General features: G+C 66.6%; 16 protein-coding genes and 2 pseudogenes. 13 read left to right on the forward strand and 5 right to left on the reverse strand.

Annotation, left to right across the window (positions count from 1 at the left end):
* Positions 1-82 precede the first annotated feature (82 nt).
* Positions 83-676 (forward strand): GtrA family protein, encoded by a 594-nt coding sequence (locus FCN77_RS06915; protein WP_137321671.1) that lies wholly within the window; start codon positions 83-85, stop codon positions 674-676.
* A 16-nt stretch (positions 677-692) separates the two neighbouring features.
* On the opposite strand, the gene FCN77_RS06920 is transcribed toward FCN77_RS06915, so the two are convergent.
* Positions 693-1,397 (reverse strand): TIGR03089 family protein, encoded by a 705-nt coding sequence (locus FCN77_RS06920; protein WP_137321672.1) that lies wholly within the window; start codon positions 1,395-1,397, stop codon positions 693-695.
* Positions 1,398-1,800: 403 nt separating this feature from the next.
* Here FCN77_RS06920 and FCN77_RS06925 point away from each other — a divergent pair, with 403 nt between their 5' ends.
* The 4 genes and pseudogenes from FCN77_RS06925 to FCN77_RS06940 all read left to right on the forward strand — a co-directional run bounded on the left by FCN77_RS06925 (position 1,801) and on the right by FCN77_RS06940 (position 8,970).
* Positions 1,801-2,346, forward strand: a complete 546-nt coding sequence (locus FCN77_RS06925) for a WhiB family transcriptional regulator (protein ID WP_137321673.1) — start codon at positions 1,801-1,803, stop codon at positions 2,344-2,346.
* 29 nt (positions 2,347-2,375) lie between these two features.
* Positions 2,376-5,701 (forward strand): annotated as a pseudogene (locus FCN77_RS06930) (glycosyltransferase family 2 protein).
* Entirely contained in the window at positions 5,694-7,358 is a 1,665-nt protein-coding gene (locus FCN77_RS06935; RefSeq protein ID WP_137321674.1) for a DUF5719 family protein, read from the forward strand. The pseudogene FCN77_RS06930 and the gene FCN77_RS06935 overlap by 8 nt, the downstream one beginning before the upstream one ends.
* 127 nt (positions 7,359-7,485) lie before the next feature.
* On the forward strand, positions 7,486-8,970 hold the full coding sequence (locus FCN77_RS06940) for an IS1182 family transposase (protein WP_137321675.1): 1,485 nt from the start codon (positions 7,486-7,488) through the stop codon (positions 8,968-8,970).
* 109 nt (positions 8,971-9,079) lie between these two features.
* Here the strand turns inward: FCN77_RS06940 and FCN77_RS06945 are convergent, their stop codons facing one another.
* On the reverse strand, positions 9,080-9,607 hold the full coding sequence (locus tag FCN77_RS06945; protein ID WP_137321676.1) for a metallopeptidase family protein: 528 nt from the start codon (positions 9,605-9,607) through the stop codon (positions 9,080-9,082).
* Positions 9,608-9,772: 165 nt separating this feature from the next.
* Between FCN77_RS06945 and FCN77_RS06950 the strand changes: the two genes are divergently transcribed.
* The 5 genes from FCN77_RS06950 to FCN77_RS06970 all read left to right on the forward strand — a co-directional run bounded on the left by FCN77_RS06950 (position 9,773) and on the right by FCN77_RS06970 (position 14,862).
* On the forward strand, positions 9,773-10,162 hold the full coding sequence (locus tag FCN77_RS06950; protein ID WP_137321677.1) for a DUF3499 domain-containing protein: 390 nt from the start codon (positions 9,773-9,775) through the stop codon (positions 10,160-10,162).
* A 107-nt stretch (positions 10,163-10,269) separates the two neighbouring features.
* Positions 10,270-10,503, forward strand: coding sequence for a Trm112 family protein (locus tag FCN77_RS06955; RefSeq protein ID WP_137321678.1), 234 nt, complete (start codon positions 10,270-10,272; stop codon positions 10,501-10,503).
* Positions 10,504-10,634: 131 nt separating this feature from the next.
* On the forward strand, positions 10,635-12,122 hold the full coding sequence (gene ahcY / locus FCN77_RS06960; RefSeq protein ID WP_137321679.1) for an adenosylhomocysteinase: 1,488 nt from the start codon (positions 10,635-10,637) through the stop codon (positions 12,120-12,122).
* A 171-nt stretch (positions 12,123-12,293) separates the two neighbouring features.
* Positions 12,294-13,523, forward strand: a complete 1,230-nt coding sequence (locus FCN77_RS06965) for an Ig-like domain-containing protein (RefSeq protein WP_137321680.1) — start codon at positions 12,294-12,296, stop codon at positions 13,521-13,523.
* A 106-nt stretch (positions 13,524-13,629) separates the two neighbouring features.
* Positions 13,630-14,862: an Ig-like domain-containing protein gene (locus tag FCN77_RS06970; protein ID WP_254678888.1), complete on the forward strand. Its 1,233-nt coding sequence runs from the start codon at positions 13,630-13,632 to the stop codon at positions 14,860-14,862.
* 10 nt (positions 14,863-14,872) lie between these two features.
* Here the strand turns inward: FCN77_RS06970 and FCN77_RS06975 are convergent, their stop codons facing one another.
* Positions 14,873-15,682, reverse strand: coding sequence for an RDD family protein (locus FCN77_RS06975; protein WP_137321681.1), 810 nt, complete (start codon positions 15,680-15,682; stop codon positions 14,873-14,875).
* Between the two features lie 72 nt (positions 15,683-15,754).
* Here FCN77_RS06975 and FCN77_RS06980 point away from each other — a divergent pair, with 72 nt between their 5' ends.
* Together FCN77_RS06980 and FCN77_RS06985 are read left to right on the forward strand one after the other, a co-directional pair.
* Positions 15,755-16,747, forward strand: a complete 993-nt coding sequence (locus FCN77_RS06980) for a stage II sporulation protein M (protein ID WP_217496245.1) — start codon at positions 15,755-15,757, stop codon at positions 16,745-16,747.
* A gap of 121 nt (positions 16,748-16,868) precedes the next feature.
* The gene (locus FCN77_RS06985; RefSeq protein ID WP_254678889.1) at positions 16,869-18,143 is read left to right on the forward strand and encodes a TIGR01906 family membrane protein; all 1,275 of its coding nucleotides are present in this window, start codon (positions 16,869-16,871) and stop codon (positions 18,141-18,143) included.
* Here FCN77_RS06985 and FCN77_RS06990 read toward each other — a convergent pair.
* On the reverse strand, positions 18,140-19,969 hold the full coding sequence (locus FCN77_RS06990) for a long-chain fatty acid--CoA ligase (RefSeq protein ID WP_137321682.1): 1,830 nt from the start codon (positions 19,967-19,969) through the stop codon (positions 18,140-18,142). The genes FCN77_RS06985 and FCN77_RS06990 overlap by 4 nt on opposite strands.
* An 85-nt stretch (positions 19,970-20,054) precedes the next feature.
* Positions 20,055-21,788 carry a dolichyl-phosphate-mannose--protein mannosyltransferase gene (locus tag FCN77_RS06995; protein ID WP_137321683.1) on the reverse strand — a complete coding sequence of 578 codons (1,734 nt, stop codon included), beginning with the start codon at positions 21,786-21,788 and terminating at the stop codon, positions 20,055-20,057.
* A 225-nt stretch (positions 21,789-22,013) separates the two neighbouring features.
* On the opposite strand from FCN77_RS06995, the pseudogene rsmI reads away from it, so the two are divergent.
* Positions 22,014-22,855 (forward strand): annotated as a pseudogene (gene rsmI / locus FCN77_RS07000) (16S rRNA (cytidine(1402)-2'-O)-methyltransferase).
* Positions 22,856-22,983 lie beyond the last annotated feature (128 nt).

Raw genomic sequence — 22,983 nt, forward strand, 5'->3', positions numbered from 1 at the left:
CGTCGGGGCGGCTCCCAGCTTTCCGGGCTAAAATGGATTCTCGGCCCTGGTGGCCTGAAATCTCAGACGGCCATGGAGGGTCATGATTAACACACTTGCAGAACGTCTGCGCGGACTTGCCTCACTTTTCTGGCGTGAGGTGGCCAAGTTCGGTGCCGTCGGCGGTGTTGCCTTCGTTATTGACAACGGCTTGACCTATTACCTGATGCACGGCGCCATGTCTGACAGCGAAGCCAAAGCAAGGTTCGTTGGAGCTACGGTGGCCACTATTTTCTCGTGGATCGCGAACAGGTTCTGGACCTTCCGCCACCGCCGCCAGGACAACGTGATCCGCGAGTTCTTCATGTTCATCCTGATCAACGGCATTGGCATCGGCATTTCCACTGGGTTCACGGCCCTGGCCAAGTATTCGTTTGGCATCACGGACAAGAACATGTTGTTCCTGGCCGGCGTGGCCGGCATCCTGGTGGCCACCGTAGTGCGCTTCTTCGCCTACAGGTTCCTCGTGTTCAACAAGGAACTCGACGAAGAGCCGGCATTCTCGCACGACCACGAGATCATCGAGCTGCACCACCACCAGGGAAAGCACCCGGTTCAGGTTCCCAGCGCGGTTTCCGGGGAAGTTTCCGAGGAAAAGGTTGCGGATCCGGAGCTGCCGGGCCCTCCCCGCAGCTAGCAGCGGGCGGGGCCGTTTACTTTCCCTGCACGCGTTCGTCGTTGCGGAGCTTGTCGGTTACTTCGACATCGGGGTGGACCAGCACCACGGAACCGTCGCTGTTCCAAGCACCAAGTGACTGGACCAGGGCGGCTTCCAGGCCGTCCCCGGCCTGGACCAGCAGCCGCACGCCGGCGTCGTGGGTGGCTGCGAAGCCGCTGAGCAGGCCGGAGTGCGGATGGGCGGCCCCGGTAGCTGAAATGATCGCCCGGGCGGCCCCTTCCGGGTCCCCATGGGCCATGAACACGTCGCCGTGCGAGCGGACCTCTGCCGCGTAATCCACGACGCCGGCAGGCAGCTCTCCCGGCCAGCGCATGGCGAGCGCGGGCAGCGGTACGGCGATGACGGCGTCGAAAGCGGAGCTTTCGGGAAGGGACCCGGGTGCTCCCGTGGCGAGCAGCTCGGCTTCGCCGGCATCAAGGACAACTTCCATTCCAAGCTGCCAGGCCGCAAGGGCCAGGACCACTGACTTCCAGTGCGCCGGAAGATCCAGGCGCAACCGCATGCCGGGCTCGGCGTCGAGCTCGTCCTGGAGCAGGTTGCTGGTCTTTGCCACCCAGTTGTCCAGAACGCGGCCGGACAGCTCCACCCTCTCGGAGTCCGGCCCGTACCAGGTCAGTCGGGGGGATGTGGAGTGGCCGGACCGCAGGGCACTCATCAATTCGATCGCCGGGATGCTCATGCCAACATCTTGCCACGGGGGCCAACTGCGCGTCAGGACGGCCGCAACGCTGCCCGGCGGGCCAGGGTTGCGGTGGGATGTGTGATCTCCGACACCCCGGTTTTACTAACTTTGCTGGCCTAATGCGGGCGGCGGTGACGATTTCCCGCGGATTCCCGGCAAATACACAGGAAACTACTCAGTATGCTGTCAAATTTCCCGCGGCTGCGGCGAGTCGGCCCAAAAAACCCGGGCGTGGCGTGGCGGAGTATTCCGGCTGATGTTGATTATTATCCCGGCTGCCGCTTGACTCCCAACGACTTACACAAGTGTAATTAGTTATCGAACGCCATTGCGCTAATACAGGGCACACAACCGAGTGTCCAGGTATTCAGGCAGGGGCAGCAATTTGGGGAGGGACGCCATGGGGCAAGTTGAGCGTATCCATGAAAATGCCGTCGTCGCCGGTCAGGCGTCGGCAAAATATCGTTCTCGCGGCGTGCCAAGTGATTGGTACGTAGATCCGGCCGATCCGGATGCCGCAGAGCGCTACAACCAAAGCACCAACGATTTACTGCAGGACCAGGCCACGGCCTTCCTGGCAGCACATGAAGCGCTGCTGGCAGGCAGCCCGGACCAGGACAACGATCTGCATGATCCTCCGATGGAACTGCAGACACTTCATTCGGGAACCACCGCGCAGCCGGTATGGATCGGGCTTCCCTTCGAGCAGGACTTCGACGACGAAGGCGAGCTCGGATGGCAGACGGACGCATTGTGCGCCCAGACCGATCCCGAGGCCTTCTTTCCTGAAAAGGGAGGCTCAACCCGCGACGCCAAGAAAGTCTGCGGCGCGTGCAACGTACGCTCACAGTGCCTCGAGTATGCACTGTCGAACGACGAACGCTTCGGCATTTGGGGAGGCCTCTCCGAGCGCGAGCGCCGTCGGCTGAGGAAGCGGGCAGTCTAATTCTTCAAGTAGTACATGTCACCGCCGTTGTGGTCGCCCACAACGGCGGTGCCTATCTCCCCAGGACCCTGGCGGCTTTGTCGGAGCAGACCCGGCCCGTGGATGCTTTCATCGGCGTTGACACCGGTTCCCGCGACGATTCCGCGGCCCTGCTGGACAGGGCATTCGGCGAGGCCAACGTCACCACCTTCCAGCAGGGGAGGAGCGGGATGGGGGACGCGGTCAAGGCAGGCCTTACCACCTTGGCCCCCTGGGATCCGGACCGGACCGGCTCGGACGCCGAGTGGATCTGGCTGCTGCACGACGACGCAGCGCCGGCGCCCGAAGCCCTCGCCGAACTGCTGCACGCCGTGGAGCGCGCACCTTCGGTAACGGTGGCGGGTTGCAAGCAACTCGACTGGAACACCACGCGCCGCCTGATCGACGTCGGGCTTTCCACCAGCCGGTGGGCCGAGCGGCTCACGCTGATCGATGCGGACGAACTTGACCAGGGGCAGTACAACGGCCGCAGCGATACCTTCGCAGTGAACTCCGCCGGCATGCTGGTGCGCCGGGACGTGTGGGAGGAGCTGGGCGGCTTTGACCCGGCCCTGCCCGGAACCGGCGACGACGTCGACTTCTGCTGGCGCAACCGGCTTGCCGGACACCGTGTCGTGGTGGTTCCCACCGCGCGGATGTTCCACGTTTCACACCGGCCCGACGGGCTGGGTACCGCCGGCGCGGCGCGGAAGGCGCAGGTTCATCTGCGACTCAAGCACACCGTCTGGTGGAAGCTCCCGCTGCATGCCGCGGGGGCGCTCCTGGGCAGCCTCTTCAAGCTGGTGCTGAGCATCGCCGTCAAGGATCCGGGACACGGGTTCTCGCAACTCGCTGCGACGTTCGTGGCCCTCGGACGTCCCGGTGCGGTGCTCCGCGGACGCCGCGAGGCGGCACGGACGCGGAAGATCAGGCGCTCGGTGATCAAAGGCCTCCAGACGCCTCGCCGCGAGGTGTGGTCCCACCGGCGTTCCCTCATCGAGGCACTCGGTGCCGACGACACTGCCGGCGATTCAGCAGCCCCGGATCCGCTGGCTGAACAGCCCAGCGGAGACTCCACCGACGACTTTGCCGCACTGACCACGTCTGAGCGGGGCTGGGTGGGCAACGGCGCCCTGCTCGCCGTGCTCGTCACCATGGCCGCTTCGGTGGTCGGGCTCGTTGGGCTGTTCCGCGCCGAGGCCGTGGCCGGCGGGGCGTTGATCCCGCTCTCCTCGCAGGTTTCAGACATCTGGCACCACGCCACCACCTGGTGGATCGGGCTAGGCGCCGGGCTGCCCGGCCACGGCGATCCGTTCGCTTTTCTCCTCTGGATCCTCGGCCTCGCCGGCGGCGGGGATGCGAACGGCGCCCTGGCATGGCTTCTGCTGCTGGCCATGCCGCTCTCCGCGCTGACGGCATGGTTCGCCGCCGGCGGGCTGACCACGCGGCGGCGCTTCCGGCTTGTGGCTGCCCTTGTCTGGGGCGGGGCGCCTGCGCTGCAGGTTGCGCTGAACCAGGGCCGCCTGGGCGCACTCGTTGCCCACATCATGATTCCGCTGCTCGCGCTGGCCCTGCTTCGTGCCACCGGCACCGCGCGTGGACAGGGCCGCTTTGCGGTTCCCGAACCGGGTGACCGGCGATTCGCCGAGAAGCCGCCCGCGAAGCCCGGCATCAACGGCACCCCGTCCTGGACAGCCGCTGCGGCCGCGGGCCTGGCGCTTGCAGTGGTGGCAGCCGCTGCGCCGTCACTGCTGGTTCCGTCCGTCGTGGTGGTTGTCCTGTCCGGTATCCTGCTGGGCCGGCGGGGGCGCACCGTCTGGTGGGCGCTGCTGCCGAGCGCAGCACTTTTTGTCCCCTTCGGTGTTTCCGTGCTGGACCGCCCGCGTGCGCTGCTGGCGGATCCCGGCGTTCCGCTCGGGTTCGACGCCGCGCCGCTGTGGCAGCAGGTTCTGGGTCAGCCCCTCTACTTTGATGCCGACGGCGGAGTGGCCGGCCTTCCGCTGTTCGACGGAACGGCAGTCCCGTGGGCCCTCCTGCTGGCCCTGCTGATCGGGCTCCCGGTGCTGGTGCTTGCGACGGCGGCTCTGTTCGTTCCGGGCAAACGCACCCGGGTAGCCCGCGCCTTGTGGGTGGCCGGGCTGATCAGCCTGGCCGGGGGCTGGCTTGCGGGCCATGTCGCAACGGCTGCCAGCGCTGACGCACTCGTCACACCGTTCTCGGGACCCGCCGTCTCAGCAGGCGGTTTCATGCTGCTGGGTGCTGCGATGATCGGCGCCGAAGGGCTGCTGTGTTTCTCGGAAAAAGGGGCCGATGCCCCCGCAACCCGCAGGATCGTGCTCAGGTCCGCTTCCGTCCTTGCCATGGTGCTGCTGCTGGCGGGCCCCCTCGCCGGCATGACTGCGTGGGCTGCCCAGAATATGTTGCAGTCCACTGCGGGAGCGGCCCCGGTGTCGGGGGCCGTGCCGCTGGGGACACCGCGCCAGATCGCTCCCACCGCGCCCCGGACCTTGCCCGCAACAGCCATCGACCGCGGCGAGGGCCCGGAACAGACCCGGACGCTGGTGATCGACACGGGGGAGGACGGCACCTTTAGTGCCGCCTTGGTGAGGGGCGCCGGGACCACCCTGGACGGGCTGTCCACGATCGCTGCAGCCCGCAACATCCTGGGCGACCCTGGACAGGAAACTGTCCGGGACGACGACGCCGTCACGGCCGCCTTGCGCGGCGTTGTGGCCACCGTCGTCGCGGGCCAGGGCGTGGACCCGCGTCCGGAGCTGGATCGCCTCGGGGCAGGGTTCGTAGTCCTGAGGGCCACGGACACTGCCGCCCAACTGACCGCGAGCCGGATGGATGCCGTGCCCGGCCTGGTCGCCGTAGGCCAAACCGACGTGGGCTGGCTATGGCGCATCAGCCCGCTGAACCAACCGGTCATTGAGGCCGCTGATGTCGCGCACCGGGTCCGGATCGTTGACGGCACCGGCGCGGCAATCGGACTGTTGCCGTCCGAAACGGAAACCGTTGACGCCGCTGTCCCGGAAGGCCCCGAGGGCCGGCTGGTGGTTCTCGCCGAACGGGCCGATCCGGGCTGGTCTGCGTGGGTGGACGGCCGGCGCCTGACCTCCACGACCTCAGGCTGGGCCCAGGCCTTCACCCTTCCCGCCCAGGGGGCCAGCTGACCATCCGCTACGAGAATCCGTGGGCAGTCTGGACGGCAGTCGTCCAGGCAGTGGTCATCGGGCTCACAGTGTTGCTGGCGATTCCCATGCCTGCCCGCCGGCCGAACACCGGCCTCTCCCGCGACGAAGGCTCCTTGCGTAAGGAACATCAGCATGCATAACGACGAAAACGACGGCGTGCCGGAAGTCCGGCGGGCAAACGTGCCTGCCGTCTCCGGAAAGGCTTCCCGCGGATTGTCTGCCCGCGGAATGTCCGTTCGCGGCGCCGTGGCCGGCGTTGCCTCCGCGGTGGTGATTGTTGCCGCTGCCGCGGGCCTGGTCGCCGCATCGTCTATGGCTCCGCCCAGTGCCGGCAGCCGCCAGCTTGATGCACCGCTGGCGGCAGTTCCCGCCGGAAGCAACGTGGGGATCTGTCCCGGGCCGGCCAGGCTCCTGGAAGGCACGCCCGTGGGCACGGACCCGCAGTTCAGCCCGGAGTCGGCCACCGCCAAGAGTGCCGTGAATGCCGCAGTACTGAGCACCGGTGCCGGCCTGCTGCCGGCCAGCCGGCTGGCCGAACTGAAGGGCCAGTCCCTTGCGGAAATCGCCAAGGACCCCGGCACGCCCACCGCCTCAGCAGCTCCTCCGTCCTTGTTGGCCGGAGTGGTTTCGGAGCGTGCCGTGGACTCCGTCAGCGTCCTTAGTGCGGACGCGGTGGGCGACCAGCAGGCCACGGCCGGCGGCGTCATGAGGTACACGGCAACGGACGGCGACCTGCAGGGCTCGGCTGCTGCCGGCTGCCAGCAGCCTTCGAACGACCTGTGGCTCGTTGGAGCGAACACCTCTCTGGGCCGGACGGCGGTGCTGAACCTCAGCAACGCCTCGAGCACGCCGGCCACCGTGAGCCTTGACCTGTACGGCGCCAAGGGGCAGATCCAGGCGCCGGGAAGCCGGGGACTCCTGGTGGCCCCGGGGGCCACCCGTTCCATCGTGCTGGCGGGGCTGGCTCCGGAGCAGGACAAGCTGAGCATTCACGCGCGCAGCGCAGGCGGGCCGGTATCCGCCGTCATCCAGCAGAGTGTCCTCCGCGGACTAACACCCGGCGGCGTGGACTTCATCGTGCCGGGGTCGGCGCCGGCTACCCGGCAGGTGATGGCGGGACTCGATATCCAGGACCCGTCGTCGGCGAAGGCACTCACGGCCAAACAGGGATTCGCCGATGCCACTGCCGCGCTCCAGATCGCGGTACCCGGCCCGGCGGACGCCGTGGTGGAGATCAAGCTCTACGGACGCGGCGGACAGAGGGCGCTGCCGGGCGGTGGAGTGGTCACGGCCAAGGGGGGCTCGGTGACCGAAGTTTCCCTCGCCGGTGTCCCGGCAGGGTGGTACACCGTGGCGGCCACGTCGGACGTGTCGTTTGCCGCCGCTGCCCGGGTGGCCCGCGGCCAGAAGTCGGAGGGCCCCACGGACTTCGCGTGGTCACCGGCGTCCGCCAGGCTTGGCAGCCAGCACGTGGTGACGGTGCCGCGGGGCGGGGAGAGGTACCTCGTTTTCGGTGCACCGGATGACCGGGCAAAGATCAGCTACACGCCCATTACGGCTGACGGCAAGGTCCGGACAGCAGCGACTTTGGACATTGCCGGCGGCACCACAGCGGTCATCAAGGTTCCGGCGGAGGCCGCCGGATCAGCGGTGCTGGGCTACATTGTGTCGGCGTCGGGCGACGCCGCGTACGGCACCGTGCTGCTCGAACAGGACGGCCGGGCTGATATTTCCACGGTGGCGGTGGCCCCGGGCGCGGCGGGCCAGGAACAGGTTGCGGTGAGGCTGGGCTACTAGCGGCCGGTGCTGTTAGCGGCAGTTGCTATTGCCAGCCGCTAGGAGCGCGGGTCAGTAGTCGGCCGGGTTCTTAAAACGCCGTGTGAATTGCCGGGGTGCGGGAGGAGTGGCTGGAAGAATCGGGAGTATGAATTCCGGTTCCCAGGATGGCCTTTTTGATGAAGCTCTCGTGGAGCGGGTGGAGCGTTTTGATGACGGGATCGTTGAGGCCGGTGCTGGTGTGAAGAAGCGGTTCAAATCCTTTGAGCCGGACGCGGTGATGCTGGTCCCGCCGTCGCTGGATGAGTGGTTGCCGGGCAATCATCTGGCCCGGTTCATCGCTGATCTGGTGTCCCGGGAGCTGAATCTGTCCCGGTTCTACGGCTCGTATGGGAAGACGAAGGGCCAGCCGCCGTATGATCCGCGGTTGATGGTCCGGGTCCTGCTTTACGGTTACTGCGTCGGGGTGCGTTCCTCCCGGGAGTTGGAGCGGGCGTGCGTGGACGTGGTCGCGTTCCGTTGGCTGGCCGGGCAGCAGGCACCGGATTTCCGGTCCATCGGCCGGTTCCGCAAACGCCATCTCGCGGCGTTGGGGAACGTGTTCCTGCAGGCGCTGGAACTCTGCCGGGCCGCGGGCATGGTCTCCTTGGGCCGGGTTGCCCTGGACGGGACGAAGGTCCGGGCCAACGCGTCCCGGCGAAAGGCGATGAGCTACGGACGGCTGACCGAAAAACAGAGGATCCTCGCCGCGGAGGTCTCGGACATGCTCGCCGACGCCGAGGCCGTGGACAGGGAGGAGGATGCCCGGTTCGGGGCGGATACGCGCGGCGATGAGCTCCCGCCGGACCTGGCCGACCGGCAATCGCGGCTGGCGAAGATGGCCGCGGCCCGCAAACAGCTCGAAGAGGACGCGGCAGCCAAAGCACGCCAAGAGGCGGAGCAGAAAGCCCGGGACCGCGGCGATGACGACGGGGCGGCTGCGGCCAAGGGCGAGGAAGCCGCGGCCAAAGCGGAGGTCAGACCGAGGGCCCAGCGCAATTTCACGGACCCCGACTCCCGGATCATGAAGACCGCAGACGGCTCGTACCACTATTGCTACAACGCCCAGGCCGTGGTCGACGCGGACCATCAGGTCATCGTCGCCACCGATCTGAACAACACCGCGGTGGACGTGCAGCAACTGGTCCCGATGACCGAACGCACCGCCGAAACCCTGGGCCGGATGCCCGCCCAATGGACCATTGATGCCGGATATTGTTCAGCAGCCAACCTCGAACACGTGAAGGAAATCGAGGCCGCCGGCGGGACCGAGTTCTTCATCGCGACCGGCCGGCTCAAACACGGCGAAAAGGTTCCCGAGACGCCCCGGGGCAGGATCCCGGCCACCGCCACACTCCGGGAACGGATGGCGAGGAAACTCAAAACCAAGAAGGGCCGGTCCGTTTACGCGCGGCGCAAGGCGATCATCGAACCGGTCTTCGGGCAAATCCACACCCGCCAGGGCAAACACGTACTCCTGCGCGGCCTCGAACAGGCCAAACACGAGTGGGAACTGATGGCAGGCTGTCACAACCTGCTGAAATTGTTCACTTTCAAAGCCAAAGCCGGTCTCAACGCGCCGGCCGGAGCCTAACCCACGGGCCAAGGCGGCCACGGCTGCCCGGCCATCAAGATGGCAACGTGTCACCGGTCAGTAGACAGGACCACCCCTGGATGACGGAAACCACTACCGCCCCACGCTCCTAGTAGCGGCGGCGGTAAACCGGGTCCAGCGTCTCCGGTGCGACTCCCAGCATTTCGGCCGTGCGCTCCACCACAACATCGTGCACCAGATCCTGGAGTTCCTCCCGGCTTGAACACGCGTTCTCGATGACACGGCGGAAGAGCGTGATGACCGGGCCTTCGTCCGGCGTGGCCGGTTCGTACAATCCCATCGGCGCGGGGGTCCGGTCAGCAACCAGCTGTTCCAGGCCCTGCGGGATTTCGTCCACCGCAAACCGCACCCCGTCCAGGGGCTTGCCCCAGATGTCATGGAGCCGCTGGGCGGAATCCATCACCATTTCATCGAACCGGTCGGAACGGGTGCGGTAGCCCGGCAGCGTAGGCAGCATCAGCTCACCGCGGAGTCCGCGGCCATGGCGGTTCCTGCGCCGCTCGCGGAAAGTTCGCGAGCGGGCGCCCCGCGCAGGCGCGGAACTTTCCACTGGCTGGCCGGCTCCGGGCTCAGCCAGCCGGATCGTGAAGCCCGGAATATGGTGCGATGACTGCATACATTGACTCTAAACCTGCCGCCAGAAATCCGCGACAAAACGTGAAACGCCACACTGGCCATCCGGAAACACCTTCACTTCACGGGACAACTTCACGGGACGCCACAGTGCGTTGCCGGCCGGAATGCGCGGCTCTTCAACAAACGGGGAGTAGTCTGTGATGTCGTGGGTGCTATTCGTCAATGTTCAAGATCAGCCTGCCGCAAGTCCGCGGTGGCAACTCTGACGTACGTGTACGCGGACTCCACCGCTGTGCTGGGCCCGCTGGCTACGTACGCGGAACCGCATTGTTACGATTTGTGCGAACAGCACGCCGGGACGCTGACGGTGCCCCGCGGCTGGGAAGTCCTGCGCCTGGCCATGCCGGCAACTCCGCCGCAGCCGGGTCCTGACGACCTGCTGGCCCTCGCCAACGCGGTCCGGGAAGCGGCTTCGCGGCCGGCTGCAGCGGACCCTGCCCCGGGCCAAAGGTCCGTACATGCCGCACTCGAGGCGCCCCCGGTTGCGGAAGGCACACGGCGGGGACACCTTCGCGTTCTCCGCGAACCATCCTGAGGCGCGTCCGTCGCAGACCGCGGTCACACCTGGAAGCTTGTAGGCTGGAAGCTGCAAATCCATCGGCCACCGGCGCCTGCTGCGGCGCCCATCAGGGAGCATCCACCATGCCAAAGATCAGTCCTGACCTGTTGTCTGTCCTGCGTTGCCCTGTTACCGGCTCCACCCTGGTGCAGGAAGGCGACGAACTCGTTTCGACCGCCGCAGGGGATTCCGGGGAAAAGCTGCGCTACGCCATCGAAGACGGCATCCCGCTGCTGCTGCCGCCCGAGCTCATCTCCGCCGCGAATGCCGCGTCCCCAGACCAGCATGACGCCAGGCCCGGCTCCGCAGAAGGATAACCCGGCTCGGCAGAATAACCCGGGCCTCCGGCCCATCGCGCGTTCCGTCCGCGCCGAACTTCCCGTAGTTGCCGGAACGGCCTGCGCACATCCTCCGTTCCAGAATTTCCCGGTACAACACAAGGACTCACATGACTTTCGATTACAAGGTTGCCGACATCTCCCTGGCCGAGGCCGGGCGCCACCAGATCCGCCTCGCGGAGCACGAGATGCCCGGACTCATGTCCCTGCGCGAGGAATTCGGTGCGAGCCAGCCGCTCAAGGGTGCCCGCATTGCCGGATCCCTGCACATGACGGTCCAGACCGCCGTGCTGATCGAGACCCTTACTGCGCTCGGCGCCGAGGTCCGCTGGGCCTCCTGCAACATCTTCTCCACCCAGGACGAAGCCGCCGCCGCCGTCGTAGTCGGCAACGGGACGGCCGAGGACCCGCAGGGCGTTCCGGTGTTCGCCTGGAAGGGCGAGACCCTCGAGGAATACTGGTGGACCGCCGAGCAGATCCTCACCTGGCCCGGAGCGGACGGCAACCCGGACCTCGGCCCGAACATGATCCTCGACGACGGCGGCGACGCCACCATGCTGGTGCACAAGGGCGTCGAGTTCGAGGCCCTCGGCTCCGTCCCGCAGGCAGCGGAGGACGAGTCCGAGGAAGGCCGCGTCTTCCTCGACGTGCTGCGCGCATCGCTTGCGCAGGACGCGCAGAAGTGGACCCGCGTCGGCTCGCGCCTGCTGGGTGTCACCGAAGAGACCACCACCGGCGTGCACCGCCTGTACCAGCTGGCGGAGCAGGGCAAGCTGCTCTTCCCGGCCATCAACGTCAACGACTCGGTGACCAAGAGCAAGTTCGACAATAAGTACGGCATCCGCCACTCGCTGCCGGACGGAATCAACCGCGCCACCGACGTCCTGATGGGCGGCAAGGTCGCCGTCGTCTGCGGCTATGGCGACGTCGGCAAGGGCGCCGCGGAGGCATTCCGCGGCCAGGGCTCCCGCGTGATCGTCACCGAGATCGATCCGATCTGCGCACTGCAGGCAGCCATGGACGGCTACCAGGTGGCCAAGCTTGAATCTGTGCTCAGCGAAGGCCACATCTTCATCACCACCACAGGCAACAAAGACGTCATCATGGCCGAGCACATGGCAGGCATGCGTGACAAGGCGATCGTGGGCAACATCGGCCACTTCGACAACGAAATCGACATGGCCGGGCTCGCCCGGATTCCGGGGATCAAGAAGGTCGAAATCAAGCCGCAGGTGCACGAGTGGGTATTTGATGCAGACGCTGACACAGGAAAGGGCAGCCGCTCCATCATCGTCCTCTCCGAAGGCCGCCTCCTGAACCTGGGCAATGCCACCGGTCACCCTTCCTTCGTGATGAGTAACTCGTTCGCCAACCAGACGATCGCCCAGATCGAACTGTTCACCAAGCGGGACCAGCCCGAGGGCGAGCGCGAATACGAAAAGCAGGTTTACGTGCTGCCGAAAATCCTCGACGAAAAGGTAGCCCGGCTGCACCTGGACGCACTCGGTGTGGAGCTCACGGAACTGTCCAAGGAACAGGCCTCGTACCTGGACCTCGACGCGGCAGGTCCGTACAAGCCCGACCACTACCGCTACTAGGCAACCGACGGGCCCAGGACCCCTGTTCTGGGCCTGCCACTTGTCCACCCGAAGGGCCCCGGACCGAGATCCGGGGCCCTTCGCTGTGACCGTTGCGTTGCAGGTTTCCCCGCGAACTCCAAGGAGTTTGGCATAAGCTGGGCCCATGATGACTGCAAAGGCCCCCACGCTGTGACGGCACGGGAACGCTGGACCACGGGCCGGAAGGTCTTCCTGCTCGGAGCCGTCTGCCTCCTCGCTGCCGGCGGCGGCGTTTTCGCCGCCGTGGCCCCCGGCGCCGCCCGTGCCGCCTTCGAATCGGAAGCGGGTTCGGCCGAGCGTACGACGCCGGGACTCGCGGCACCGGTGGTGGCACCCGTGCAGCTGGCGGCGTCGCCGGCAGACGGCGCGCAGCAGGTCAATCCGGCAGCTCCGGTATCGCTGAAGGTCACCAACGGAACCGTGGAACGCGTGGCCCTCACGAGCGGCGACGGCGCAGCAATCGAGGGGAGCCTGAGCCCGGACGGAACCGGCTGGTCAGCCTCCGGGCCCCTGCAGTTCAACAGCAGCTACACGTACAGTTTCGTGGTGACCGACGCTGCCGGCCGCAAGACAAACACCACGCGCACGTTCACCACGGTGTCAACCGCCAACGAGGCGGATGCCGCCGTCTACCCGCTGGACGGGATGAAGGTGGGCGTCGCGCAGCCGCTGCAGATCACGTTCAGTGAACCCGTGCTGAACAAGGACGCGGTGGAGAAAGCCATCAAGGTCTCCTCGACGTCCGGCCAGGTGGGCGACTTTCACTGGTTCAGCGACAGCATGGTCCGGTACCGGGCCGAGAACTTCTGGGCCGCCAACAGCACGGTGACCATGGACATGCAGCTCTTCGGCGTCGATTTCGGCAACGGCCAGATCGGAAACTTCAACAAGAAGGTCACGGTCCACATCGGCGACAAGAAGGTGGCTGTGGCCGACGCCACGGCGCACACCTTTTCGGTGAGCGTCAATGACAAGCCGGCCGGCTCATGGCCCGCCACCATGGGTGACACCCGGTTCCCGTCGGCCCGCGGCTTCCTCGTGTTCATGGAGAAATACCGCGTGGAGCACATGTCTGCCTCCAGCATTGGGCTGAAGCCCGGCGACCCGGCATACTACGGCGAGCTTGACGTTAACTACGCCACCCGCCTCACGCCCAGCGGTGAATTTATCCATCAGGCGACGGACTCCGCGATGCCCTACATCGGCGTGACCAACCTTTCGCACGGGTGCATCGGCCTCGGCCCGGACGCCGCCAAATGGGTCTTCGACAACATGACCACCGGGGACGTCGTGCAGGTGGTCAACACCGACGGCGAGAACGCCAACTTCGACGACGGATTCGGTGACTGGAACATCCCCTGGGCCCAGTACGCGAATTGACCGGCCCGCCGTACGGTAAAATCGTCTGGTCAATGCTGGGCATTGAACGAGACTGAACACTGTATTGGGGCTACGCACAGGCCTGTCGGGGGACATGGAGAAGGTCATGACTGAAGTCCGCAAACGCAAAACCATGAAGATTATTGGCGTGGCCGCAATCTGCGCCGCGGTGGCTGGCGGCGGCATCGGCGTCGCTACGGCACCCAGCTGGGCGGAGTCAGTGTTCCCCTCGGAATCGGCCAGCCCGGTCCGCAACGAGCCCGGACTGGCTGCCCCGGTGGTCAAGGCCGTTGAGCTTGGTGTGACCCCCACCGATGGCGCCGCGGCCGTCAATCCCGCCGTTGCCCCGTCCGTCAAAGCCGTAAACGGAACCGTAAAGGACGTCGTCCTGGCCACTGCCGACGGCGGCGAGCCGGTCAAGGGCACCCTCAGCGCCGACGGCTCCGCCTGGACGGCGCTGGACCCGCTGGAGTTCGACGCCGCCTACGCGTACGCCTTCACGGTGGTGGACCAGACCGGCCGCGAAACCAGGAAGACGCAGACGTTCACTACGGTGGCGAAGTCGAACGAAGCCGACGCCGCCGTGTACCCGCAGAACGGGGCAACCGTGGGCTCCGGCCAGCCGATTGAAATCGTTTTCTCCGAACCGGTCCTGAACAAGGAAGCCATGGAGAAGGCCGTCACGGTCACCGCGTCCTCGGGCCAGGCAGTCGCCTGGCGATGGTATTCGGACCAGCGCGTGCGCATCCGGCCGGAAACCTTCTGGGCGTCCGGGAGCCAGGTCACCGTGGACATGAAGCTGTTTGGCATCGACTTCGGCAACAAGATGATCGGCAACATCGACAGCAAAGTCAGCTTCAAGGTAGGTCCGCAGCGCGTTGCCGTCGTGGACGACGTCACCAAGACCATGAACGTATATTTCGACGGGCAGCTTGTGCGGACGGCCCCCGTTACGCTGGGCGATGCGGAGTGGCTCTCGCCCACAGGTTTCGCCGTGATCATGGAACAGGAACGCCACTCCAAATTCAACGCCGGAAGCATCGGCCTGAAGCCAGGCGACAAGGGCTACTACCCGCCGCTGACCGTAGAATACGCGAACAGGCTTACGTCCTCTGGCGTTTACGTTCACCAGGCGCTGGAATCCGCCTGGAGCTACGTCGGCAAGGCCAATGTCTCACATGGCTGTGTTGGCCTGCTGCCGGCCGACGCTTCCTGGTTCTTCAACAACATGAAGACCGGGGATGTGGTCCAGACCCTCAACACCGGTGCTCCGCCGGTGGAGCCGCTTGAGGGCTACGGTGACTGGAACATTCCGTGGGCGCAGTACGCCAGGCGCTAACCGCCGTGCCCTAGGGGGTTTCCCTGCCGAAGGGGAGACGGTTCAGGCGTTCGCCCACCCTGGTGCTGCGTGCCCGCGCCCGGGTCAGCCTGGCAAGCTCCCGTTGACGGCGCTCCACCAGCACCGCTGCCAGGTACTCCTCCGGGCCCGTGCCGGGCGGTGGTGGCGGGGCGACGCTCGCGGACACTTCCGTTGCCAGTGAAGCCGCCAGTGAGGCACGCGATGCCGGCGACATCCGCCCGGCCTGGCGGATGAACTGGGCTGCGCGGCGCGCCACGGCGTCCGGAATGCGGCCGATGTCGGCAAGCGCGGACCAGGACCTCAGGTGCGGGGGAACGAACGGGACAAACGGCGCTTCCGCCGGCACCCGGCGTCGGAGGGAATACGTTCCGGCAACAACATCGCCGAGCCGCTTGGATTTGTCGTTGAAGAGCGCGACGGCGATCGCGAGCCCGCCGAACGTCAGGTAGATCTCCAGGAAGCCGATCAGGCCGCGGATCACTGCATGCCGGAACCGGATGGCGCCGCCGTCGTCACGCACGATCCGTAGCCCGGCAGCGAGCTTGCCCAGTGACAGCCCGCGGGTAAGGGTTTCCACTGCCACCGGGAGGATCACGAAGCAGAACACCACACTGACAAGCACCAGTGCCCTGGCAGCGGCCCCGTCGAGGTCACGGTAGGCGGAGGCTATGACCGACATCATCACTACGAGAAGGACGATGTTGGCGACGACATCCAGCAGCAGGCCCAGTGCCCGCGCGGCGAACGAGGCAGGCCGCAACTCCAGCACAACCGCTTCGCCTGTGATGATTGAACTCAAAGCCGGGTCCCCGTCCCCTACACGCCACCTATGGACGCTCACAGTCTAATCCGGGCACGCTAGGGTAGTGCCGTGGACATGGATGCGTTCTCCGCGGTCAACGGAGACAAGTGGGCGCGGCTTCACGTGCTGGCCTACAAACGGCGGCTGAACGGAAGCGAGGCCGACGAGCTGCTGCGCCTGTACCAGACCACTTCGTCCCACCTCTCGCTGCTGCGCTCTGTTGCCCCGGAAAACGGGCTCTCCTCATCGCTTTCCGCCACGCTGGCCCAGGCCCGCACGCGGTTCACCGGGGCGCGGTCCAACTTCATGGACGACCTCGCCCGGTTTTTCGTCGTGGCGCTGCCTGCGGCCTTCTACCGCGTCCGCTGGCTTACGGTCTGGTGCGGCCTGGCGTTCTGCCTGATCGCCGGCGCCTACGGACTGTGGATTGCAACGTCACCGGATGCGCTGCGTGCCCTTGGTTCGGACGCCGCCATCAAGCAGTACGTCGATGAGGACTTCATCGACTATTACTCCGAGAACCCCGCGGCGTCGTTCGCCGGCGCCGTCTGGACCAACAACGCCTGGATTGCGGCGCAGGCGGTGGCCCTGGGGATCACCGGCTTCTGGGTGCCCATGATCCTGTTCAGCAACGCCCAGGGGCTGGGCGTTGCCGCCGGTGTGTTCGCCGCCGCCGGAAAGTCTGATGTCTTCTTCAGCTACATCCTGCCCCACGGGCTCATGGAACTGACCGCGGTGTTCATCGCCTGCGCGGCCGGCCTGAAAATCTTCTGGGCCCTGGTTTCGCCGGGCCCGCGCACCAGGGGGCAGGCCGTGGCTGCGGAGGGACGCTCCCTCATTACGGTGGCCCTCGGCCTGGTCCTGGTGCTGTTCGTGTCCGGGCTGGTGGAAGGCTTCGTGACGCCCAGCAGCCTTCCGGTCTGGGCCAAGATCAGCATCGGCGGGGCCGTTCTGGCCGCGTACTGGACCTACGTGCTCGTCTGGGGCAGGAGGGCTTACCATTCCGGGGCCAGCGGCGACCTGGACAGCGCTGATGCGGGGTACACGGCGTTGTCCGCCTGAATACAATCCGGACCGGGGTGGCACCTCCCGCCATGCGGTGCCTGACTGTAGGCTCATCTGGAGATATGTAGCGTTGCCGGCGGTGTCCGGCGGCGCGGACGCCTACGGAAGTGAAGCTGCAGTGACTGAGAAGACTCCCACCCCGCCGAATCGGCCGGATCCGCACCTGGATCCTGCCGGCGACACTGACGAACCTGCCTTCGACTGGATGAAGCCCGCCGCCAAACCGGCGGCTACCCCGGCAGCCGCACAGGGAGCAGCCCCGGCGCGGAACACATCTCCTGACGCAGGCAAGGACCACCCGGCAGCGTCCGCCGGCACTCCTGCGCGCCAGGCGGGCACTTTTGCGGCCGGCACGTCGCCTGCCGGCACGTCGCCTGCAGCTGCGTCCCCGACGCGCACGTCCCCGGCGGCCCCGTCCCAGGCCGCGGTTGCCGCGCCGCAGGCGGGGAGCCGGGCCGACCGCAAGGCCGCGGAAGCCGCCGTCGAGCCCGCCCCCGAGCCGCAGGGGAGGGGCACGCACTTCAGGGAGCCGCTGCCCACCTCCGCCCTGCAGGTCCGCCCGCCCCAGGATGAGGTGGAGCGCAGGAACGCCGAGCGGGAGCTGGCTGCCAACACCAAGCCGGTGCTGCCCCGCGTGATGCAGGTGCTGCTGGCAGCCTTCTACCCGGTAATCCTGCTTGTTCTTGCCGTCCGGGCCGTCACCAGCCCCCTGTTCCTCTGGGTGGAGTACAATCGTCCCGGCTTCCCGGGCGACGGCTACGGCTTCAGCACGGACGACCGCATGACCTACGGGTCCTACGCGGTGGACTACCTCAGCAACTGGTCCGGTCCCCGGTACCTCGGCGAGCTCGTGAACCGCAGCGGCGACCCGCTGTTCCAGCAGGGCGAAGTCAGCCACATGGCCGACGTCAAACTTGTTATCCTGTCCGCCTTCGGCGCCGGTGCCCTGCTGATCCTACTGAGCATCGTCGCCATGATCTACCTCCGGCGCCGGAGCACGGGTGGGGTTCGCCGAGGCCTGTTCGCCGGCTCCATCGTCACCCTGGTCATCATCCTTGGGCTCGGGACGCTGGCGGTGCTCGGTTGGGAGCAGTTCTTCACCGAGTTCCACCGGATCTTCTTCGCCAACGGCACCTGGACCTTCTCGCTGGAAGACACCCTGATCCGCCTGTTCCCCGGGCAGTTCTGGGTTGATGCGGGCATCGTTATCGGGGCGCTGGTGCTGATTGCATCCATCGTGACGCTGATCCTTACCTGGCCCACCAGGAAGCGCCGCGGCGTTGCGGGGGAGGGCGTCGCCCAAGCCGGGACGCCCGGGCACGACACCGCCAAGGACGCCGGCAGCCGGGACACCGCCGCCGCCCCCCACCAGGGGAAAACCGCCGCGGTTTAGGGATAGAGGGCGTTGATGTGCGCCTCGAAATCACGCACGACGGCGGCCCGCTTGAGTTTCAGCGATGGAGTCAGGTGACCTGACTCGACCGTGAAATCGGCGTCCAGCAGCGCGAAGCTGCGGATCGATTCCGCTTTCGAGACCAGCAGGTTGGCCTGGTCGACTGCACCCTGGACGGCCTCCCGGACCCGGGCATCCGAGGTTGCTTCGGCCGGCCCCAGGACCGGAATCCGCTGGGCCGAGCACCAGTTCGCCAGGCCCTCCGGATCCAGGTTGACCAGCGCCGAGACGAACGGCCGGCCATCGCCCACCACCACGGCCTGGGCCACGAGCTGGTGCTCCCGGATCTTTTCCTCCAGCGGTCCGGGGGCCACGTTCTTGCCTCCTGCAGTGACGAGGATGTCCTTCTTGCGGCCCGTGATGGTGAGGAAGCCGTCCGCATCCAGCGAACCGAGGTCCCCGGTGCGGAAGAAGCCGTCCGCGAACGCCTCGGCATTGGCTGCCTCGTTGGAGTGGTACCCCTTGAAGACCCCGATGCCCTTGACCATGATCTCGCCGTCGTCGGCCACCCGGATGGTGGTGCCGGGCACGGGGATCCCCACCGTGCCCACTTTTGTCCTCGACGGCGTATTGGCGGTACAAGGGGCCGTGGTCTCGGTGAGCCCGTAACCTTCCAGGACAGGAATGCCGGCGCCGCGGAAGAAGTGCGCGTCGGTGGAACTCAGCGGGCTGGCACCGGAAACGGTGTATTGGAGCTCCCCGCCGAACGCCTGGCGGAGCCTGGGGTAGAGCAGCCGGTCAAAGAGCGCGTGCTTGGCCCGGAGCATGGGACCGGGGCCGGTTCCCTGGCCCCGGGCGGCGTCATCGAGCGCCTTGGAGTACCCGATGGCGGCAGCCGACGCCGCGGCGAACAGCCTTTCCTTCCCGGCCACGGCAGCCTTGTGGCCGGCACCGGCGTAGACCTTCTCGAAGATCCGGGGGACCACCAGCAGGAAGGTGGGTTTGAAGGTGCCCAGATCCTCCAGCAGCTGGGCCGTGCCGGACGCATGGCCAAGGGTGGCGCCGGCATTGAGGCACACCACCTGGACGGCGCGGGCCAGGACGTGGGCGAGCGGAAGGAACATCAGGGTCCTGGCGCCCTCCCGACGCAGGAGCTCGGGCAGGAACGCCACAATGTTGGCGGCAACGAGGGCAAAGTTGCCGTGCGTGATTTCGCAGCCCTTGGGCTTGCCAGTGGTTCCGGAGGTGTAAACGAGCGAGGCGACGTCGGACAGTCCGGCGGTGCTGCGGTGCCGCTCAAGCTCGGCGTCGGTGACCCCGGTCCCCGCAGCGGCGAGGCTCGCCAGGTTGGGTGCGCCGCCGTCGTCGTCCATCCGCACAACCGACACCACAGCGTTGCCGAGCAGCTCGGAGTGGGCCAGGACGCCGCTCACGAGTTCTTCCTTGGACCGGTCCTCGACGAAGATCCGGCGCGCACCGGAGTCGTGCAGGATCCATTCGACCTGGTTTGCCGAGGAGGTCTCGTACACGGGAACGGTGACGCCGCCGGCGAACCAGACTGCAAAGTCCACAAGTGTCCACTCAAAGCGGGTTCCGGACATCACGGCCACGGTGTCGCCGGGCGCCAGGCCGCCGGCGATCAGCCCCTTGGCCAGTGCCGTGACCCTGTCCAGGAACTGCTGGGCGGGAACATCAACCCAGCCATTGGGACCCTTGCGGGAATACACGGCGTGGGAAGGGTCCTTGGCGTGCTGCGCGAGCAGCAGGTCCGTCACATTGCTGTCCGGGTCCAGCGCAACGAGCAGTTCCGTACTTGCTTCCCTCACAGCCAGTCTCCGTTCCGGGTCCGTGCTTTCATTTCCTGGTACTCCGTCTCAGTTTCATCGCCGCCGGCACCTTTGCCATCCTGCCCTAGATCCAGGAAGGCATCCACATTCGGAACCGCCACTCCTGGTACGGAATGATCTCCGCGGTCCAGATGGGGTAGAAAAACGCCGAGAGCAGCACCGCTCCGACCACAAAAAGTGCCACCAGGTAAAGTCCGGAACGGCGCCGCCAGGGCGGATCCGACCGCCGTCCCAGGACCAGGCCCAGGCAGTACGCCAGTGCAAGCACCAGGAACGGTTCGAAGGACACGGCGTAGAAGGTGAACATGGTCCGTTCCGGATACATGAACCACGGCAGGTAACCCGCGGCAACGCCAGCGAGAATGGCCTCTGCCCGCCAGTCACGCCGGCCTGCCCACCAGAACAGCAGGATGACGAGCGAAATGGTGGCGCTCCACCAGATCAGGGGATTGCCCACCGAGAGTATGGCCGAGGTGCAGCTGGCCACGTCGCAGCCGGGGCTGCCCTCTTTGGGGGACACATAATAGAAGGACGTGGGGCGGCCCATCACCAGCCAGCTCCAGGCGCTTGCCTCGTACGGGTGGTCGGAACTGAGCCCCTGGTGGAAGTTGTACGCTTCCAGGTGGTAGTGGGCCAGCGAACGCAGGGAACCGGGAATCCAGCCCCACTGGGCGGACGGGTGTGTATCGGCCCAATGCCGGAAGTACGCATCCTTCGACTGGAACCAGCCCGCCCACGTGGAGAGGTACACGAGCCCTGCCACGGGCACGATGCTCAGGAACGCGGGGATTCCGTCTTTGATGATGCCGCCGCTGATCCAGCCCCGGATGCCCGCGATCCGGCGCGCGCTCAGGTCCCAAAAGACGGTCAGGAGCCCGAAGCCGGCCATAAAGAACAGTGCAGACCACTTGGTGCCGACGGCAAGCCCCAGGCAGACTCCCGCCGTGACGCGCCACCACCGGACGCCCAGCCAGGGGCCTGAAACCAGCTGCACCACGGAAGGCCTGCCGTCGGTGGCAGCCGCGGCCTGGCGCGCCAGCCTGGCGGCCAGCCGCCGTCGGCCGTCGTCGCGGTCCATGAGCAGCGCCCCAAAGGCGGCAAGGATCCAGAACATCAGGAAGATGTCCAGCAGGGAAGTCCTGGACATGACCAGGTGGTGGCCGTCGACCGCGAGCAGGACACCGGCAACCGCCCCCAGCGTCAGCGAGTGTAGGAGCTTTTGCGCAATCAGGGTTAACAGCAGGATGGACAGGGTGCCGGTCAGCGCCGCGCTGAACCGCCAGCCGAAGGGATTGTCCGGGCCGAACAGCCACATGCCGGCCGCGATCATCCACTTGCCCACGGGTGGGTGCACCACGTACTCGGGGGAGGAGAGGAGGACTCCCGGGTTCCCGGCGACGAAGGATTCGTTGGCTTTGTCCGGCCAGCTGCGCTCGTAGCCGCTCACCAGCAGCGAATAGCCGTCCTTGACGTAGTAGGTTTCGTCAAAAACCAGGCTCCGCGGAACCTCGAGGCGGACGAAGCGCAGGATGCCGCCGATCGCCGCGGTAATTGCCGGAATGAGCCAGAACCACAGCCGCAACGACGGCGGATAGTCCCGCCAGCTGCGGATGCTGCCCACCAGCCGCTCCAGCAGGGCGTCTTCGGTGAACGCTTCCCGCGGCCGGCGGACCCAGCGGTGCCCCTCGAGGTTGCGTCCCCTGGCTCCGGAGGTCCACGAAGTCCCGGAAGTCCCCGAACCCGCGGGCGGCGGGTTGGGCGGGTCGGCCTCGACAGGAGGTACGGAGGTCTGCGTCACGTGCCCATGCTACCTTTTGGCGCTGGACGTGCCTGCCAGCAGTAGGCTGGTCGTGTGGACCAACAACCAAGCACTTCCCGCCCGAACGGCTCCGATGGCGCCAGCAGCCCCGATGACATCGTCACTACCGGCGATGCCGACTGGGCGCCGGACGTCGCGGCCGATGCCACGGACGAGGACTGGAGCAGGGATTCGGCTGCGGCATTGGAGCCGGCGGGCCGCTCCATGGACGGGCAGCCCGGCCGCATCGTGCTCGCGGCGACGCCCATTGGGAACGTCGGGGATGCGTCCCCCGGCTGGTTGAGCTCCTCACCACCGCCGATATCGTCGCCGCCGAAGACACCAGGAGGCTGCACCGGCTGGTGCAGAACCTCGGCATCACCGTGGGCGGGCGGGTCATCAGCTACCACGAGCACAACGAAGCCGTGAAAACCGCGGAGCTGCTGGACCAGGTACGGGCTGGCAAGACCATCGTGATGGTGACCGACGCAGGAATGCCGGCCGTCTCGGACCCGGGGTTCCGGTTGGTGGAAGGCGCAGTGGCGGCCGGGCTCACGGTCACTGCGGTGCCGGGCCCGTCAGCAGTCCTGACGGCCCTCGCCCTCTCAGGCCTCCCCACGGACCGCTTCTGCTTTGAAGGCTTCCTGCCCCGGAAGGCTGGTGAACGCGCCTCCCGCCTCTCGGAGCTCGACGCCGAACGCCGCACCATGGTTTTCTTCGAAGCTCCCCACCGGCTGGAACCCATGCTGCGCGCCCTGCGTGAACGCTTTGGACCGGACCGTCCCGCCGCTGTGTGCCGGGAGCTGACCAAGACCTATGAAGAGGTCATCCGCGGCTCGCTGCGCGAACTCCTCCTGTGGGCCGAGGGCAACGAAGTGCGCGGTGAAATTGCCGTGGTGGTGGGCGGCGCCCCGGAACGCGAGCCCGGCAAGCCGGAGGACCACGTGGCGGCCGTCAACGGCCTCATTGAACAGGGAATCCGCCTCAAGGAAGCGGTGGCCGCTGTTGCCGAAGACGCCAAAGTGAGCAAGCGGGAGCTCTACTCCGCGGTCCTTGCTGCCCGCTAGGAAACTTGTGCAGCTGCACAGCAACAACCGAACCGCGTAGTGCACGCATGCATAGACTGCGCTGAGCGCCCGGCAGTACCGTGGCATTAAACCAGCCGAAAGCTGATTACACCCCAACCCCAAATTGC

Source organism: Arthrobacter sp. 24S4-2 (assembly GCF_005280255.1).
In the GTDB taxonomy this organism is placed as follows: Bacteria; Actinomycetota; Actinomycetes; order Actinomycetales; family Micrococcaceae; genus Arthrobacter.